Origin of the sequence: Saccharopolyspora shandongensis (assembly GCF_900106995.1) — a bacterium.
GTDB lineage: Bacteria > Actinomycetota > Actinomycetes > Mycobacteriales > Pseudonocardiaceae > Saccharopolyspora > Saccharopolyspora shandongensis.
Map to the genome: position 1 here is coordinate 60,272 of NZ_FNOK01000019.1, position 16,431 is coordinate 76,702.

Genomic DNA, 16,431 nt, shown 5'->3' on the forward strand with positions numbered 1-16,431 from the left:
GCATGGCCCACCAGCACGGCAACCGGCTGCCGACCGACACCGCCCGGCCACCGACCTATCCTTGGGGCATGGCCCCGCCCGATCCCGAATCGCTCCGGCTGCTGGTCCTCGTCGGCGAACTCGGCAGCATCGGCGCCGCCGCGGCCGAGCTGCGCATCAGCCAGCCCTCCGCCAGCAAACGGCTCAGCAGGCTGGAACGCCAACTCGCCCTCCCGCTGGTGGAACGCACCCGCCAGGGCTGCACGCTCACCCCCGCCGGAACCATGGTCTGCGACTGGGCCGGGCAAGTCCTCGCCCACGTCGACGGCCTGATGAACGGCGTACGCGCCCTGCGCGCCCAACACGAAGCCAAACTCCGCGTCGCCGCCAGCATGACCATCGCCGAATACCTCGCACCCCGGTGGATCAGCCGGCTCCGCGCCACCCTCCCCGACGTGCACCTCGAACTCGACGTCGCCAACTCCCTGGCCGTCGCCGAAACCGTCCGCCACGGCCACGCCGACCTCGGCTTCATCGAAACCCCGGTGCCACCCGAAGGCGTCTCGGTCCGGTTCGTCACCCGCGACCGCATGGTCGTCGTCGCACCGCCCGAACACCCCTGGGCCCGGCTGCGCCGCCCCCTGCCCGCCACCGAGCTCGCCGCCACCCCGCTGATCGTGCGCGAACACGGCTCCGGAACCCGCGAAACCCTCTACCGCGCCCTCGTCGAGGTCGGCGCCGAGCCCGTCACCCCGCTGCTCGAACTGCGCTCCACCACAGCCGTGCGCAACTCCGTCGTCGCCGGCGCCGGCCCCGCGGTCCTCAGCGTCCTCGCCGTCGCCACCGACCTCGCCGAACAGCGCCTCGTCGACGTGCCCGTCACCGGCCTCGACCTGCACCGGCCGCTGCACGCGGTCTGGCGCGCCGGCCTCCAGCTCACCGGCCCGGCCGCCGCCCTGCTGGCCATCGCCATGCGCACCTCGGACACCGGCGCCGCCGGATGAGCGCACGCCGGCTCTGCAGCGGCGTACCAACCGAGCCCGAAACGGGGTCTACTCCTCGTCCCAGGCCGACATCACGTGCTTGATCCGGCTGTACTCCTCCAGCCCATAACGACCGAAGTCCCGCGCCGACGCCGAATGCTTGAACCCGCTGTGCGGCATCTCCGCCACGAGCGGGTGGTGCGTGTTGATCCATACCGTCCCGGCCTGCATCCGCCGCGACACCCGCATCGCCCGCGCGTGATCGCGCGTCCAGATGCTCGACACCAACCCGTAGCGCACCCCGTTGGCCAGCTCCACGGCCTCCTGCTCGCTGTCGAAGCGCTGCACCGTCAGCACCGGCCCCAGCACCTCGTTCTGCACCAGCTCGTCGTCCTGCTCCACCCCGACGACCACCGTCGCCTCGTGGAAGAACCCCCGCTCCCCCTTGCGCCGCCCACCCGCGACGATCCGCGCGTGCTCCGGCAGCCGCTCCAGATGCGCCTGCACCAACTCCAACTGCCCCAGGCTGTTCAACGGCCCGAACGCCGCATCCGGATCCTGCGGCGGTCCCGGCCGCATCGCCTCGGCCCACTCCGCCAACGCCGCCACCAGCTCGTCGAACACCTCCGGACCCGCCAGCACCCGGCTCGCCGCCGTGCAGCTCTGGCCTGCGTTCCCGAAGGCCGCCGCGGCGATCCGCCGCGCCGCCCGCGGCACGTCCGCGTCGTCGAACACCACCGCCGGCGCCTTCCCGCCCAGCTGCAGGTGCGCCCGCTTGAGATCGGCGGCCACCGAACCCGCGACCTCCATCCCGGACCGCACCGTGCCGGTGATCGAGAACATCCCGGGCACCTCGTGCGCCACCATCGCCCGACCGCTGTCGCGATCCCCGCAGATCAGGTTCAACACCCCGGCCGGCAGGAAGCCACCCGCGATCTCCACCAGCAACGCCGTGCTCACCGGCGTCGTCTCGGCCGGCTTGAGCACCACGGTGTTCCCCGCCGCCAACGCCGGCGCGAACTTCGCCGCGGCCAGCAACAACGGATGCGTCCACGACGTGACCTGCGCGCACACGCCGATCGGCTCCCGCCGCGAGAACGACGTGTGCCCCGGCTGGTACTCGCCGCCCGAGCCGTCCTCCTGCACCCGCGCCGCCCCCGCGTAGAAGCGGATCAGGTCCACCGCCAACGGCAGCTCGTCATCGCGCACCACCGTCCAGGGCTTGCCGGTGTTGCGGCACTCCGCCACCACCAGCTCGTCGGCCCGATCCTCGATCGCGTCGGCGACGTCCAGCAACACCTGCTGCCGCTGCCGAGGGGTCGTCTGCGACCAGGGCTCGAACGCCGACGCGGCGACGGCCATCACCGCGTCCACATCCATCCACCGCGTCAGCGGAGCGGTGCCGTACTCGTCGCCGGTGCTCGGATCCACCAACGGCAGCGTCTCTCCGGCCAGGGTGCCGGCGGGCTCGCCGCCGACGAAGTTGTGCAGTTCCAGCGCCGCGGTCAACAAAGGCCTCCATCGCTGAGCCCGACCGTCGGTGGCCGGCCGGTGCCACGTCTGCCCACCGACCCTAGCCGCCACGCCGGGCGCGTGTAGACGGCTCGCCGAGTCAGCCCGCCTTCACCGGCCGCCGCAACCACTGCGCCAGGGTGCCCACCGCCATCAGCATCAGCACCGGGGCGAACGCCCAGCGGTACGCCTGCGCCGCGGGCAGCTGCGATACCGCCTGCAGCACCGCGCCCACCAGCAGCTGCACCAGCACGGCCGCGGAGAACCCGCCCATGTTGACCACGCCCGAGGCGGTCCCAGAGCGGTGCGCCGCGTTGGCCATTCGCGCCCCGTCGAAGGCCAGCATGGCCCCGCCGCCACCGACACCGACGAGCACCAGCGCCACCACCAGCACCGGCATCGGCAACGTCCCTGGCCAGCCGACCAGCACCGCCCACACCAGCACCACGACGGAGGACAGGCCCAGGGTGAACCGGTCGCGCCGCTGCGGGCGGCCGGAGATGTACTGGCCCGCGAACCACGAGCCCGCGATGAAGCCGAACACGCTGAGCATCAGCAGCGAACCGACCTCGGCCTGGCCGTGCCCCTGCGACTTCGTCAGCCACGGCCCGCCCCACAGCGTCGTCACCGCCAGGAACTGCGACATCAGCACGAAGTGCACCCAGAAGGAATGCTTGGTGCCGCGCTGCGCGACGACGTGGCGCAACGTGTGCCAGACCCGCTCCGGCGACGCCGGCGCTTCGTGCTCCGGCCGGGCGTTCGCCGGTTGGTCCCGGATCGCCAGCCCCGCGACCACCGCGAGCACGACCGTCAGCCCGGCCGCGCCGAGGAACGTCGGCACCCAGCCCAGGCTGTGCAGCGTCAGGCCCAGCGGCAGCGTCGAGACGACCTGCCCCAGACCGCCCGCCAGCCCGGTCAGGGCCGCGACCTTGCCGAACCGGTGCGGTGGGAACCAGTGCGCCGCCAGCCGCAGCACGTTGGTGAACATGAACGCGTCGCCGAAGCCGATGAGCATCCGGCCGGCGATCCCGCCGATGATCGACCCGGTGAGCGCGAACACCGCCGAGCCGACGGCCATCGCGACCATGCCGCCGGTGATCACCTTCCGCGGCCCGAGCCGGTCCGCCAGCAGCCCCGACGGCACCTGCAGGACCAGGTAGACACCGAGCTGCAGCGCGGAGAACAGCGCCAGGACCGCGGGCCCGGTTTCGAAGCGCTGCAGCGCTTCCGGCGCCGCCACGCCGAGGCTGGCGCGGTGGAAAAGCGCCGCGCAGTAGCAGAGCGCGCCGACTCCCCACACCAGCCACGCCACCCTCGACGAGCTGGGGCGATCACCCTGCTCCCTGGCGGGTGGCGCGGTCATGACGGTCTCGGACACCGGAAACTCCTCCCCTGGAAAATCTTGTATTCAGCATAGATACAAGTTGGGTAGAAGTACGATGACCTCGTGTCGAGCGCAACACCACGCGAAGCCGTGTCCTCCGCCACTGCCGCCGCAGCCGAGCTCCCCGCTGCGGACCGCGCCTACCACCACGTCAAGGCCGATCTGCTGGACGGCAGCTACCCCGACGGCGAGCTGCTGTCCGAGGGCGAAGTGGCGAACGCGCTGCAGATGTCGCGCACCCCGGTGCGCGAGGCCTTCCTGCGGCTGCAGACCGAAGGATTCCTGCGGCTGTACCCGAAGCGCGGCGCGCTGGTCGTGCCGGTGACCGCCACCGAGGCGCGGGCGGTCGTAGAGGCCCGGCTGGCGCTGGAGAGCTTCGCCATCGACAAGCTCGCCATGCAGGGCCGCGAGGCGATGACCGCGGTCGGCGAGCAGCTGGCCGCGCACCCGGCCTGCGATGCCGCCGACCTCAGCGATGCCGAGATGCACGAGACCGACCGCGCGTTCCACGCGACCCTGGTGGCTTCGGCGGGCAATCCCGTGGTCGCCGACCTCTACAACGCCCTGCGCGACAAGCAGATGCGGATCACGGCCATGGCCCGCACCCACGCCGTGCGCCCCCGCATCACCCAGCAGCACGCGCACCTCGCGGACGCGCTGCGCGACGGCGATCCCGAGCTGGCCAAGACCCGGCTGCGCGAGCACCTCCTGGGTACGGTCCGCGTGTTCGGCGTGGCAGGCGGCCCCTACCTCGACCCGGATTCGGACGTCTGAAGCCGTTTTCGATCGGCGAGCCGGAGTGGTCAGCGGCCAGCCGGAGGTTTAATTTCGATCAACACTGAAATGATTGTGATTATAAAAATTCTGTGTCGAACCGAACCGAGGTTCGGCCCGACACAGGTCTACGCCACGCAGAACTCGTTGCCTTCGGGGTCCTGCATGAGCCACCAGTGCCCGGCGGGCCCCTGATCGACCTCGCGGACGCGGGTCGCCCCCAGCCCCTCCAGCTTGGCCACCAGCGCCTCGCGGCCGCCGGGCTCGCTGTGGACGTCGATGTGCAGGCGGTTCTTGCCGGCCTTGCCCTCGGGCACGTCCTGGAAGAGCAGGCGTCGGCCGCGGCCGACGCCGCTGGTCCCGTCGAACGGGTCCTCGGGGTGGCGGACCGCGGCGTAGCCGCGGAAGTTCTTGCGGCCTCGATGCTCGACGACCGCCTCCTCGCCGATGTGGCCGGCGGCCAGCAGCTGCTCGATGAGCGCGCTGGGGTCTTCCACCTCGTAGCCCAGGGCCTCGGCCCAGAAGTCTGCGAGGACGGGTGCGTTCGTGCTGTCGATGACCAGCTTCCAGCTCAGTGCCATGTAACCAGTTATATCGGTTACCGGGATTCGGCGGCAAGCGGTGGGCCGTACTCCCCTAGCTCGCCGCGGCGGCGTAGCGGCGGGCGAGGTGCGCGAAGGCGTCCTTGAGCTCGGTCGGCCCGACGACCTCGATGTCCGCGTCGAACCTGCCGATGGTGGCGGCCAGTCCGGGCCACGACCAGGAACCGAGGACGAGCCGGCAGCGGTTCGGGCCGAGCTCCTCGACCACGCCCTCCCGGACGTAGGGGGATACCTCGTCGGCGGGCACGTCGAGGATCACCTCGCCGCGGCAGGGCCAGTCGCCGGAGCCGCCGAAGCCCCGGAACCGGCCGGAGACGAAGGCGGCCACGTCACCTCCCGGCAGTTCGCGCGGGACGAAACGGGGGCCCGTGGGGATGCGCGGGGTGATCCGGTCCGCGCGGAAGGTGCGCCAGTCCTCGCGGTCGAGATCCCAGGCGACGAGGTACCAGCGCCCGCCCCAGGTGACGAGATGGTGCGGCTGCACCCGGCGCGGCGCACCACTGCCGCCCACCCGCGACGGGGACACGGGCGCGTAGTCGAAGCGCAACACCTCGCGGGTGTGGACCGCGGCGCTGAGGGCCATGAGCACGCCGCTGTCGACCGGCGGGGGCGGCCCGGTCGCGTGCCGCTCGACGGCGGTGATCTGGAAGGTGTCGATCCGGCGGCGTAGCCGTGCGGGCATGACCTGCCGGACGGTGTTCAGCGCTCGCGCCGCGGCTTCCTTGATGCCCGCACCGGCGGTGGCGGCGCTCTGGAGCGCGACGGCGAGGGCGATGGCCTGCTCGTCGTCGAACAGCAGCGGCGGCAGTTCCACGCCCGCGTCCAGCCGGTACCCGCCGTCGGGACCTTTGATCGCCACCACGGGATAACCGAGCTCGCGCAAGCGGTCGACGTCGCGGCGCACGGTCCGCTCGCTGACCTCCAGCCGCTCGGCCAGCAGCGCCCCCGGCCAGTCGCGGCGCGCCTGGAGCAGGGAGAGCAACGACAGCAGTCGCGCTGATGTCTTCGGCACGAACCAATACTGCCCCAAGAAGCGGCCACATCCTGTCCGCTTCTCCTGCGACCGTGGTCCCATGCTGAACGACGAGAACGACCGCGAGGGCACGACCGCCACCCTCGACGGCGAGCGGGCCGACCTGCTCACCGAGCTCGCGACCGCGCGATCCGCCCTGATCAACACGACGCGCGGGCTCAGCGACGAGCAGGCCGGCGTGCGCCCGACGGCCAGCGCCCTGTGCCTGGGCGGGCTGATCAAGCACGTGGCGGCCATGGAGGAACAATGGATGCGTTTCGCGCTCGACGGGCCGTCGGCGATGCGCTTCGACCTGCCCGCCGGCGTCACCTGGGCAGACCTGGCGGCCGGTACCGCACGTGAGATCCCGCAGTGGGCGATCGACAACCAGAACGGCTTCCGGATGCTGCCCGGCGAAACGCTGGCCGGTGTCATCGAGCGCTACGAGCAGGTCGCCGCCCGCAGCGAGGAGATCATCGCCGCCGTGCCCGACCTGTCGGCGACGCACCCGCTTCCGGAAGCGCCGTGGAACGAGCCAGGAGCAGCGCACAGCGTGCGCCGGGTACTGGTGCACGTCATCGCCGAGACCACCCAGCACGCGGGGCACGCGGACATCCTGCGCGAGACGCTCGACGGCCAGACGTCGAGCTGACCGGCGGCATCCCGACCAGATCGAGCTCGCCCGGACTTGCACGAAATCGAAAGGAATTGCATCGCTGTGAAGATGTGCGAGCCCGGGCGGGTTCTCCACTACCGCCCGGGCACCATGACCGACCGCGTCCGGCTCATCGGCGAGGTGCTGACCCGATGACCGTTCTCGACGCCCGGGCGCTCAATCGCGCGACGCTGGCCCGGCAGCTGCTGCTCGATCGCGCCGACATGCCTGCTCTCGACGCCGTCGCGCACCTCGGCGGCCTGCAGGCGCAGGAACCGCAGGAGCCGTTCGTCGGACTCTGGTCCCGGTTGCGCGCGTTCACCCCACCTGCGCTCTCGGACCTGCTGACGGGGCGGGACGCGGTGCGGATCCACCTCATGCGCCGCACCGTCCACCTCGTCACCGCCGCCGACGCCCTGTCCTGGCGGGCCCGCTACGACGCCATGCTGCGCCAGCGGGTGCTCGGGACCTACCGCCGCGAGCTCGACGGAGTCGACCTGGACGAGCTCGCGGCGGCGGGCCGGGCGGTGATGGCCGACGGCGAGCCTCGCTCGATGCCCGAGCTCGCGCGGGCTCTCGCTGAGCACTGGCCGACGGCGGGCGTGCGGGCGCTGGGCGAAATGCTGCTCGCTGCGCTCATCCCGGTGGTGCAGCTGCCACCGCGCGGGCTCTGGCTGGCGAAGGCAGGCGTGCGCAACGCACTGTTCTCCTCCTGGCTGGGGCGCGAGATGGACCCGCTGCCCTCGGACGATTCCGATCCGGTGGGCCAGGCGCTGGTGCGGCGCTACCTGGCCGCGTTCGGCCCGGCCTCGTCGGCCGACCTGCGCGCCTGGTGTGGTCTGGCCGGGCTGCCCGCAGCGGTGGCCGCGATGCGCGACGAGCTGGTGGTCTTCCGCGACGAGCGAGGCCGGAAACTGCTGGATCTGCCCGACGCGCCGCGCCCCGGCCCCGACGCACCCGCCCCGGTGCGGTTCCTGCCGGCGTTCGACAACGCGGTCCTGGGTTACGACGACCGCAGCCGGATCATCGACGACGCCCATCGCGGCCTGTCGGTCACCGGCGCGCGCTTCGTCCTGGTCGACGGCCGGGTCGCCGCGACCTGGACCGTCGAGGCCGACACCGTGATCGTCACCCCGCTGCGCCGCTTCTCCCCGGCCGACCGCACCGCCGTCGCCGAGCACGGGCAGGAACTCGCGTCGTTCCTCTCCGACAAGGACAGCGACCGCGTGCAGATCGCCGCCGCTCCCCGGTGAACCGGCGCCGGTTCACAGCAGTCGTCGTTGCACGACATCGGCGATCACCGCGGTCACGACCTTGTCCAGCGCTCCGGCGTCCGGCGATGCCCTACCCGCGAACAGCAGGTGCCCGGCGCCGATGAGCGAGAGCGCGAGCGAGTCGACGTCCGCGTCGGCGGCGATGCGGCCCAGCTCGCGCTCGTCGGCGAGGTAGGAGGCGATCATGGTGCCTGCTTCCGCCAGGAGCGGGATGCCGTGGGCGTGCCCGGTCCGGCGCAGCCGGGCGCGCAGCTCGTCCCGGAAGACGACGAGGCCGACGATCGCCACCGCGACCGAGTCGAACAGGTCCGCCAGCGCGCCGGTGAGATTGCCCGCGACCTCGCCGGTTCCGGCCGCGGCTCGGAGGTCGGCGGTCTGGGCCTCGATCCGGGCGATGCGATCTCGCACGAGCTCGGCGAGGAAGGCGTCGAAGTCGGCGAAGTGCCGGTGCAGGACACCCTTGGCGCATCCCGCCTCGACGGTGACCGCCCTGCTGGTCAGCGCGCTCGGCCCGTCCCGCAGCAGGACGCGCTCGGCGGCGTCGAACAGCTGCTGTCGCGCGTCGCGAATGTGCACCCCGGTCGGCACCGCGCAATCCCTCCGCACTTCGATGGTCACGTTGCCCTAGTGGGCATGCGCCCACTAGGGTGGGCACATGCCCACTATACCGTCCGGGGACTCTTCCCCGGCCCGGCCAGAGCCGCATCGAGCCCGGAAGATGGCGGAGTCGTTCGGCGTCAACCCCGAGCGCTACGACCAGGCCCGGCCCCACTACCCCGACGCCCTGGTGGAGCGGATCGTCGCCGCCAGCCCCGGCCCCGACGTCCTCGACGTCGGCTGCGGCACCGGCATCGAAGCCCGCCAGTTCCAGGCGGCCGGCTGCGCCGTGCTCGGCGTCGACCCCGACGCGCGGATGGCCGAGTTCGCCCGGCGAACCGGCGTCGAGGTCGAGGTGGCGACCTTCGAGGCGTGGGATCCCGCCGGCCGGACCTTCGACGCGGTCGTCGCCGGCCAGGCCTGGCACTGGGTGGACCCGGTCGCGGGCGCCGCCAAGGCCGCGCGGGTGCTCCGGCCCGGAGGTCGGCTCGCGGTGTTCGCGCACGTCTTCGAACCCCCTCCCCCGGTGGCGGAGGCCTTCGCCGCGGCCTACCGGCGGGTGGCGCCGGACTCGCCCTTGAACCTCCACGCCCGATCGGCCAAGCCTGCCCAGGACGTCTACCAGACGATGTTCGCCACGGCCGTCGACGGGATCCGGCAGTCGGGCGAGTTCGGCGAGCCGGAGCAGTGGCGATTCGACTGGGAGCAGCGCTACACCCGCGAAGAATGGCTGAACCTGCTGCCCACCACCGGTGCCCTCACCCTGCTCCCGCCGGACGAGCTGACGGAGGTGCTGGACGCCGTCGGGACCGCCATCGACGAGATCGGCGGCGGCTTCACGATGGCGTACACGACGTTGGCGGCCACCGCGGCGCGATCCGGTGCCGCCGTCGAGTAGGGCAACGCGGACGTCAGGCCCGGCGTCTAGTCTTCCGGCGTGGCTGAGACGCAGTACGTCAAGGCGAAGCCGCCGCCCCACCTGCGACCGCTGATCACCGACATGGCGGGATACCGCATCCGCTCGGCGCCCGGCGTGCACCGCGGCCTGCCGTCACGGAGCCTGACCGTGATCCTCACGCTGGACGAAACCGTCGACATCGCCCCCGATTCGGGACCAGCGCAGTCCTACACCGCCCTCGTCGGCGGTCTGCACCGCAAACCGACCCGGATCACGCACGGCGAACTGCAGCACGGCATCCAGTTGGGTCTGACGCCGCTGGGTGCCCGCGCGCTGCTGGGCATGCCCGCCGGGGAACTCGCCGACACCGGCGTCGACCTCGCCGCGATGCTGGGCGCGGCCGCACCGAGGAACTCGTCGAGCGGCTGCGCTCCGCGACCACCTGGAGCGATCGCTTCGCCCTCCTCAACGACGCGCTCGCCCGGCTCGCGGCCCCGGCCGCGCTCCCCTCCCCCGAGCTCGACTGGATCTGGCGGCGGATGACCGAGACCCACGGGCACGTTCCCGTCGCGTCCCTGGCCACCGACGTCGGCTGGAGCCGCCAGCACCTCGGCTCGCGGTTCCGCCGCGAATTCGGCCTGCCACCCAAGCTGATCAGCCGGGTGATGCGCCTCGAACAGGCGCGCGGCCGGTTGATCAACGGTACCCGCGGCAGCCTCGCCGACGTCGCCGCCGACTGCGGTTATTCCGACCAGGCCCACTTCAACCGCGACTGGCTGGAGTTCACCGGCGTGCCACCGTCGCGGTGGATGGCGGAGGAGCTTCCATTCGTCCAAGGCGCGACGCACCTCGCCGACGCATCCTGAGGCCATGACGACGAACACGACCCGGACCGGGATCTGGCCGCTGATCCCCTACACCGACAAGAAGGCCGCCATCCGCTTCCTGGTCGAGGCCTTCGGCTTCGAAGAAACCCTGATCGTGCCCGGCGACGACGGCGAGATCGTGCACGTGGAACTCGGCTGGCCGCACGGCGGCGGCATCATGTTCGGCACCTGCGACGCGGCGAGCCCGTTCGCCAAGCCGCGGGGCTCGGGCACCGCCTACGTGGTCACCGACGATCCCGACGCACTGTTCGAACGCGCCGTCGCCGCCGGGGCCGAGGTCGTCCTCAAACCGTCCGATCAGGACTACGGTTCGCGGGACTTCGTCGTCCGCGACCCGGAAGGCAACACCTGGAGCTTCGGGACCTACGCGGGCAGCTGACGGCCACGACGACGAGAAGGGCCCGGCGGAAACGACGTTCCGCCGGGCCCTTCTCCTGTTCTCAGCTCAGCCCTGCTGTTCCGGCTGCTCCGGCAGCGCACGGGTGCCCAGGTCGGTCGCGCTGGGCACCTCCTTGCGGGCCACCGCCTCGGCCGCCCGGACGGCCTCCGCGACCTCCGGCGTGGTCGAGGTGTCGAACCAGGACTTGACCGAGTCCTCCTCCTCTTCTGGCGCGCCGGCCGGCGGCTCCTCCTTCGGCGGCTCGTAGCGGAACACGCCGTCCTCGCCGGGCGCGCCGAGCATCCGCGCGAAGCCCTCCAGGGACTTGCCGAACTCGCTGGGCACCAGCCACACCTTGTTCGCGTCGCCCTGCGCCATCTGCGGCAGCGTCTGCAGGTACTGGTAGGCCAGCAGCTCCGGCGTCGGCTTGCCGCGCTTGACGGCCGCGAAGACCTTCTCGATCGCCTTCGCCTGGCCCTGCGCCTGCAGGTACCGGCTGGCCCGCTCACCCTGCGCCCGCAGGATGCTGGACTGCCGGTCCGCCTCGGCGGTCAGGATCGCCGCCTGCTTCTGGCCCTCAGCCGCGAGGATCGAGGCCTGCTTCTGGCCCTCAGCGGTCTTGATCGCCGACTCCCGCGCGCCCTCGGCGTTGAGGATCATCGCGCGCTTCTCCCGGTCGGCGCGCATCTGCTTCTCCATCGAGTCCTGGATGGACGGCGGTGGGTCGATCGCCTTGAGCTCCACCCGCGCGACCCGGATGCCCCAGCGCCCGGTCTCCTGGTCCAGCACCCCGCGCAGCTGCGTGTTGATCGCGTCCCGCGAGGTCAGCGTCTCCTCCAGGCTCATCGCGCCGACCACGTTGCGCAGCGTCGTGGTCGTCAGCTGCTCCACCGCGATGATGTAGTTGGAGATCTCGTACACCGCGGAGCGCGAGTCGGTGACCTGGAAGTACACCACCGTGTCGATGGACACCGTCAGGTTGTCCTGGGTGATCACCGGCTGCGGCGGGAACGAGACGACCTGCTCCCGCAGGTCGATCCGGGCGCGCACCCGGTCGAAGAACGGCACCAGGAAGTTCAGGCCCGGCTCGGCCACCGACCGGAACTTCCCGAGCCGCTCGATCACCGCAGACTGGGCCTGCGGCACGACCATCACCGACTTGACGGCGATGATCAGCACCAGCAGCACCACGACCACTAGCACGATCAGTCCGGTCATGCGTACCTCAATCTCCTCACGGCTCGGCCCACACGACGGCGGTCGCGCCCGCGATCTCCATCACGGTGACCGTCTGGCCCGCCTCGATAACCTGGGTTTCGTCGAACGCCCGCGCCGACCACAGCGCCCCCTCGATGCGCACCTGACCACCATGCGCGTCCACAGTGGATTCTACCAGCGCGTGCTTGCCGACCAGGGCGTCCACATTGGTCTTGAGCTCGTGCGGCAGTTGCAGCCGCCGCTTCAACGCGGGCCGCGCCACGAAGATCAACCCCAGTCCCAGCACCGCGAACACCACCGCATCCACCGGCAGCGGCGCACCCAGCGCGGATGAGCCGGCGGCACCCAGCGCGGCGGCGCCGAGCATCACCAGGACGAATTCCCCGGAAAGCACCTCGGCAGCGATCAGCAGTACCCCGGCGATGAGCCAAAGCAGCGCGGGCGTCATGTAACCCATGGTGACACGACACCCGCGACGGGAAGGGACGAATCGTCCGACGTGATCAACGCGTGATGTCGCCGGCCACGCTCGGCTCAGCTCGGCTCGGTGACGAAGTCGATGAGCCGCTCGACCGCGCCGAGCAGCGGCGTCTCGACGTCCCGGAAGCTCGACACCGACGACAGGACGCGCCGCCACCCGTCGGCCGGTTCGCCCCAGCCCAGCTCGGCGCAGACGCCCTGCTTCCAGTCCGTGCCGCGCGGCACCCGCGGCCAGCCGGGGATGCCCAGCACCTGCGGCTTGACCGCCTCCCAGATGTCGACGTACGGGTGGCCCGTGATGAGCACGTCCGGGTCGTCGATGCCCTCGACGAGGCGGGACTCCTTGCTGCCGGGCACCAGGTGGTCCACCAGCACACCGACCCGCCGTCCCGGCTCGGGCGCGAACTCCGCCAGCAGCCCGGGCAGGTCGTCGACGCCGTGCAGCGGCTCCACGACCACGCCTTCCACCCGCAGGTCGTGGCCCCAGATCCGCTCGACGAGCTCGGCGTCGTGCTGCCCCTCCACCCAGATCCGGCTGCCGCGCGCGGTGCGCGCCCGCAGCCCTTCGACGCGCACCGAACCGGATGCCGACTGCTTCGGCTTCGCGGGCGCGCCGCCGCGCACCGGCACCAGCGTTACCGGCTTGCCCTCGAACAGGAACGCGGCCGGGCGCATCGGGAACAAGCGCTGCTTGCCGTGCCGGTCCTCCAGCACGACGGTGTCCTTCTCCACCCACAGCACCGCGCCGCAGAACCCGCTGGCCGGGTCCTCGACGACCAGGCCGGGTTCAGCGGGGATCTCGGGCACATTCCGCCGCCGCGGGCCCGCGAGGATGTCCTTGCCGTAATTGACCGAACGCACGAGGCGTCACGTTAATCCGATCGGGGACAACGTGGTCGGCGGCGCGCCGCCGAAACGCAGATCACAGTGGCCGCCCCCGGGACGACAGGACGCGGATCCGGTCCGTACCCTCTCTCGACGTGCCTTGCCCAAGCGCCACGATGGTTGTCTGGACGTCCGCCTGGCTGCACGGTGCAGCCGCCTCGGACGACTTGCTCGATGCCCTGCAGACCTGGGCCGAGTCCCAGGAAGTGCTCGCCGCCGACGAGGATCTGGCCGCGCGGCTAGACCTCCCCGGCCCCCAGGAGACCCCGGCCGGTCCGGCGCTGCTGCTGGCCGCGCTGCGCAAAGCCGGTGCCGGCGGCGGCCAACTGGTGCTGCCAGTGCCCGGCGATGCCCGCGGTCTCGGCGGCTCGAGCCCGTTCGCGAAGCTGGCCATGCGCGTCGGCGAGGCCGTCGTGCTGCCGCAGGCCGGGATCGGGCTGGTCCCCCAGCGCATCGCCGAGGGAATCCTGCGCTGGACGGTGTTCGGCATCGGGGACCTGCCGCCTGCCGAGCACCTGCCGATCGGCGAGGCCGAGCACGGCATGGCCTCGGCGATGCGGGAAGCCGCCAGCACGCTGGTCGACCTCGGCGTCGCCAAGCACCGGCCCGGGGTGCGCGAGGAGATCGCGCAGACCATCTCGGCCCGCCCGGCGCCGCCGTGGCCCGAGGGCGTGCCGCAGCGCACCCTGCGCATCCTGCAGCGAGCCACCGAGGTGGAGGCGATCCTGTGGGTCGCCACCGACGACGCTCCCGGCGGCGCCCTGTCCGCCTCGGCGATCCGCGGCCGCACGGAGGCCCTGCGCCCGCTGTTCGACGCGGTCCGGGCGGCCCGCCGCTCGTCGGTCGCCGAAATGGTCCGCGTCCTCGGCGACCACGCGGAAAAGCCCTGAACATCACGATGGGGGTCACCTTCGCCCGAAGGTGACCCCCATCGTTTCGTCTGGTCCGCGCGTCAGCAGCCCGGGGCGCAGGGTTCCCCGTTGGCGCTGGAACCCGCCGCTGGCAGCTCGGAGAGCTTGCGGGGCTCGGCGCCGTCGGTGTGCTCCGCGATCAGCTCGACGATCAGCTTCGCGAAGCGCGGGTCCGGCCCCGCCGTCGCCGCGCGGGCGAAGCCCATGCCCAGCTCGGCGGCCTTCTCCGCGGCCTCGTTGTCCAGGTCCCAGACCACCTCGAGGTGGTCGGAGACGAAGCCGATCGGGCTGACCACCACCGCCTGGACGCCCTTGGCGTGCAGGTCGTCGAGGTGGTCGCAGATGTCCGGCTCCAGCCACGGCACCTGCGGCGGGCCCGACCGCGACTGCCACACCAGGTCGTAGGCGTCCACCCCGGCCGCCTCGGCGACCAGCCGCGACGCCTCCGCGACCTGGCGGGAGTACCACTGGGGGCGGCCGTCCGGCCCGTCCTGCGCGTCGGCCTTCAGCGGGATCGAGTGCGCGGTGAACACCAGCCGCGCCTGCTCGCGCTGCGCCGGGTCCAGCTCGGCGAAGGCGCGGCGGACCGCGTCGGCGTTGGCCTCGATGAACAGCGGGTGGTCGAAGAACTGCCGGATCTTCACCAGTTCGGGTGCCCGCTCGCCGACCGCGGCGCGGGCCCGCGCGATGTCCTCGTGGTACTGCTTGCAACCCGAGTAACCGCCCCACGCGGACGTGGCGAACACCAGCGCGCGGCGCACGCCGTCGTCGGCCATCTTCGCGACGGTGTCCTCGACCATCGGGTACCAGTTGCGATTGCCGAAGTACACCGGCAGCCGACGGCCCTGCTCGGCGAGCTCGCCCTCCAGCGCGGACATGATGTCCTTGTTGAGCCGGTTGATCGGCGACACCCCGCCGAAGTGGTGGTAGTGCTCGGCGACCTCGTCGAGGCGTTCCGGCGGCACTCCCCTGCCTCTGGTCACGTTCTCCAGGAACGGCCGGACCTCATCCGGGCCTTCGGGCCCACCGAACGACAGGAACAGCAACGCATCAAAGCTCACCCGACCATGATGCCGCCGAGCGGCGAGCGCCCGCAGCCGGGGGCACCGGCTGCGGGCCGCGATCGCCTCAGATGCCGAGGGCGTGCACGCCGCCGTCGACCATGATCATCGAGCCGGTGGTCGCGGGCAGCCAGTCCGACAGCACCGCGCAGACCGACTTGGCCACCGGCGTCGGGTCGTTGACGTCCCAGCCCAGCGGCGCGCGGTCGCCCCAGCCCGCCTCCAGGTCGGCGAATCCCGGGATCGACTTGGCCGCCATCGTCCGCACCGGACCGGCCGAGACCAGGTTGACCCGGATGCCCTTCGGCCCCAGCTCGCGCGCCAGGTAGCGGGAGGTCGACTCCAGCGCGGCCTTGGCCACGCCCATCCAGTCGTAGGCCGGCCAGGCGACGCGGGCGTCGAAGTCCATGCCGACGATCGAGGCGCCCTCGCCCAGCAGCGGCAGCGTCGCGGTGCTCAGCGACTTGAACGAGTACGCCGAGACCTCCACCGCCGTCGAGACGTCCGACCACGGCGCGGCCAGGAAGTCCCCGCCCAGGCAGGACGCCGGGGCGAAGCCGATGGAGTGCAGCACGCCGTCGAGCCCGTCGACGTGCTCGCGCACCCGGTCGGCGAGGCTGTCGAGGTGCTCGGCGTTGGTCACGTCCAGCTCCAGCACCGGCGCGGGCTTGGGCAGCCGGCCCGCGATGCGCTGCACCAGGCTCATCCGGCCGAACCCGGTGAGCACCACCTCGGCGCCCTGCTCCTGCGCGACCTTGGCCGCGTGGAACGCGATCGACGCGTCGGTGATCACACCGGTGACCAGAATCCGCTTGCCTTCGAGCAATCCGCTCACGTGTTTCCTCCGCAATGCTTTCGTGAGGCGCCTGGGCACCTGCGACTACCGCCGGGCGCCGCCGCCGGGCGCGAGAAGAAGGGATCGTCCACTGCGTCCGTCCAC

Annotated in this window: 19 protein-coding genes; 9 read left to right on the forward strand and 10 right to left on the reverse strand. The window is 71.9% G+C overall.

From position 1 onward, the window contains the following. Window positions 1–68: 68 nt before the first annotated feature. Complete coding sequence (locus BLW84_RS21070; protein WP_093267864.1) at window positions 69–983, forward strand: LysR family transcriptional regulator; 915 nt, start codon at window positions 69–71, stop codon at window positions 981–983. Window positions 984–1,031: 48 nt separating this feature from the next. On the opposite strand, the gene BLW84_RS21075 is transcribed toward BLW84_RS21070, so the two are convergent. Together BLW84_RS21075 and BLW84_RS21080 are read right to left on the reverse strand one after the other, a co-directional pair. Next, window positions 1,032–2,471 carry an aldehyde dehydrogenase family protein gene (locus tag BLW84_RS21075; protein ID WP_093267750.1) on the reverse strand — a complete coding sequence of 480 codons (1,440 nt, stop codon included), beginning with the start codon at window positions 2,469–2,471 and terminating at the stop codon, window positions 1,032–1,034. Window positions 2,472–2,574: 103 nt separating this feature from the next. Beyond that, window positions 2,575–3,852, reverse strand: coding sequence for an MFS transporter (locus BLW84_RS21080; protein ID WP_245761280.1), 1,278 nt, complete (start codon window positions 3,850–3,852; stop codon window positions 2,575–2,577). 69 nt (window positions 3,853–3,921) lie between these two features. Here BLW84_RS21080 and BLW84_RS21085 point away from each other — a divergent pair, with 69 nt between their 5' ends. Further along, the gene (locus tag BLW84_RS21085; RefSeq protein ID WP_245761281.1) at window positions 3,922–4,632 is read left to right on the forward strand and encodes a GntR family transcriptional regulator; all 711 of its coding nucleotides are present in this window, start codon (window positions 3,922–3,924) and stop codon (window positions 4,630–4,632) included. A 128-nt stretch (window positions 4,633–4,760) separates the two neighbouring features. Here the strand turns inward: BLW84_RS21085 and BLW84_RS21090 are convergent, their stop codons facing one another. Together BLW84_RS21090 and BLW84_RS21095 are read right to left on the reverse strand one after the other, a co-directional pair. Further along, on the reverse strand, window positions 4,761–5,213 hold the full coding sequence (locus BLW84_RS21090) for a VOC family protein (protein ID WP_093267753.1): 453 nt from the start codon (window positions 5,211–5,213) through the stop codon (window positions 4,761–4,763). A 55-nt stretch (window positions 5,214–5,268) separates the two neighbouring features. After that, a complete protein-coding gene (locus BLW84_RS21095) occupies window positions 5,269–6,246 on the reverse strand; it encodes a helix-turn-helix transcriptional regulator (protein ID WP_093267867.1) in 978 nt (325 codons plus the stop codon). 61 nt (window positions 6,247–6,307) lie between these two features. On the opposite strand from BLW84_RS21095, the gene BLW84_RS21100 reads away from it, so the two are divergent. Then, complete coding sequence (locus tag BLW84_RS21100) at window positions 6,308–6,898, forward strand: DinB family protein (protein WP_093267755.1); 591 nt, start codon at window positions 6,308–6,310, stop codon at window positions 6,896–6,898. 155 nt (window positions 6,899–7,053) lie between these two features. Next, on the forward strand, window positions 7,054–8,154 hold the full coding sequence (locus BLW84_RS21105; protein WP_093267756.1) for a winged helix DNA-binding domain-containing protein: 1,101 nt from the start codon (window positions 7,054–7,056) through the stop codon (window positions 8,152–8,154). A gap of 12 nt (window positions 8,155–8,166) precedes the next feature. On the opposite strand, the gene BLW84_RS21110 is transcribed toward BLW84_RS21105, so the two are convergent. Continuing rightward, on the reverse strand, window positions 8,167–8,763 hold the full coding sequence (locus BLW84_RS21110) for a TetR/AcrR family transcriptional regulator (protein ID WP_093267757.1): 597 nt from the start codon (window positions 8,761–8,763) through the stop codon (window positions 8,167–8,169). A gap of 130 nt (window positions 8,764–8,893) precedes the next feature. Here BLW84_RS21110 and BLW84_RS21115 point away from each other — a divergent pair, with 130 nt between their 5' ends. The 4 genes from BLW84_RS21115 to BLW84_RS21125 are packed head-to-tail and all read left to right on the forward strand — an operon-like array spanning window position 8,894 to window position 10,936. Next, window positions 8,894–9,670, forward strand: a complete 777-nt coding sequence (locus BLW84_RS21115) for a class I SAM-dependent methyltransferase (RefSeq protein WP_218157397.1) — start codon at window positions 8,894–8,896, stop codon at window positions 9,668–9,670. Window positions 9,671–9,709: 39 nt separating this feature from the next. Then, window positions 9,710–10,213 (forward strand): DUF6597 domain-containing transcriptional factor, encoded by a 504-nt coding sequence (locus BLW84_RS49200; RefSeq protein WP_245761282.1) that lies wholly within the window; start codon window positions 9,710–9,712, stop codon window positions 10,211–10,213. After that, window positions 10,210–10,536, forward strand: coding sequence for a helix-turn-helix domain-containing protein (locus BLW84_RS49205; protein ID WP_245761283.1), 327 nt, complete (start codon window positions 10,210–10,212; stop codon window positions 10,534–10,536). The genes BLW84_RS49200 and BLW84_RS49205 overlap by 4 nt, the downstream gene beginning before the upstream one ends. 4 nt (window positions 10,537–10,540) lie before the next feature. Then, window positions 10,541–10,936 (forward strand): VOC family protein, encoded by a 396-nt coding sequence (locus tag BLW84_RS21125; RefSeq protein WP_093267759.1) that lies wholly within the window; start codon window positions 10,541–10,543, stop codon window positions 10,934–10,936. A gap of 66 nt (window positions 10,937–11,002) precedes the next feature. Here BLW84_RS21125 and BLW84_RS21130 read toward each other — a convergent pair whose 3' ends face one another. The 3 genes from BLW84_RS21130 to BLW84_RS21140 all read right to left on the reverse strand — a co-directional run bounded on the left by BLW84_RS21130 (window position 11,003) and on the right by BLW84_RS21140 (window position 13,495). Beyond that, window positions 11,003–12,154, reverse strand: coding sequence for an SPFH domain-containing protein (locus tag BLW84_RS21130; protein WP_093267760.1), 1,152 nt, complete (start codon window positions 12,152–12,154; stop codon window positions 11,003–11,005). Window positions 12,155–12,170: 16 nt separating this feature from the next. After that, the gene (locus BLW84_RS21135; RefSeq protein ID WP_093267869.1) at window positions 12,171–12,602 is read right to left on the reverse strand and encodes an NfeD family protein; all 432 of its coding nucleotides are present in this window, start codon (window positions 12,600–12,602) and stop codon (window positions 12,171–12,173) included. 86 nt (window positions 12,603–12,688) lie between these two features. Next, entirely contained in the window at window positions 12,689–13,495 is an 807-nt protein-coding gene (locus BLW84_RS21140; RefSeq protein WP_093267762.1) for a DUF3097 domain-containing protein, read from the reverse strand. 140 nt (window positions 13,496–13,635) lie between these two features. On the opposite strand from BLW84_RS21140, the gene BLW84_RS21145 reads away from it, so the two are divergent. Then, on the forward strand, window positions 13,636–14,409 hold the full coding sequence (locus BLW84_RS21145; protein ID WP_177226608.1) for a hypothetical protein: 774 nt from the start codon (window positions 13,636–13,638) through the stop codon (window positions 14,407–14,409). Window positions 14,410–14,471: 62 nt separating this feature from the next. Here the strand turns inward: BLW84_RS21145 and BLW84_RS21150 are convergent, their stop codons facing one another. Continuing rightward, a complete protein-coding gene (locus tag BLW84_RS21150) occupies window positions 14,472–15,491 on the reverse strand; it encodes a ferrochelatase (RefSeq protein ID WP_093267765.1) in 1,020 nt (339 codons plus the stop codon). Window positions 15,492–15,558: 67 nt separating this feature from the next. Next, entirely contained in the window at window positions 15,559–16,326 is a 768-nt protein-coding gene (fabI, locus tag BLW84_RS21155; RefSeq protein ID WP_093267766.1) for an enoyl-ACP reductase FabI, read from the reverse strand. Between the last annotated feature and the right edge of the window lie 105 nt (window positions 16,327–16,431).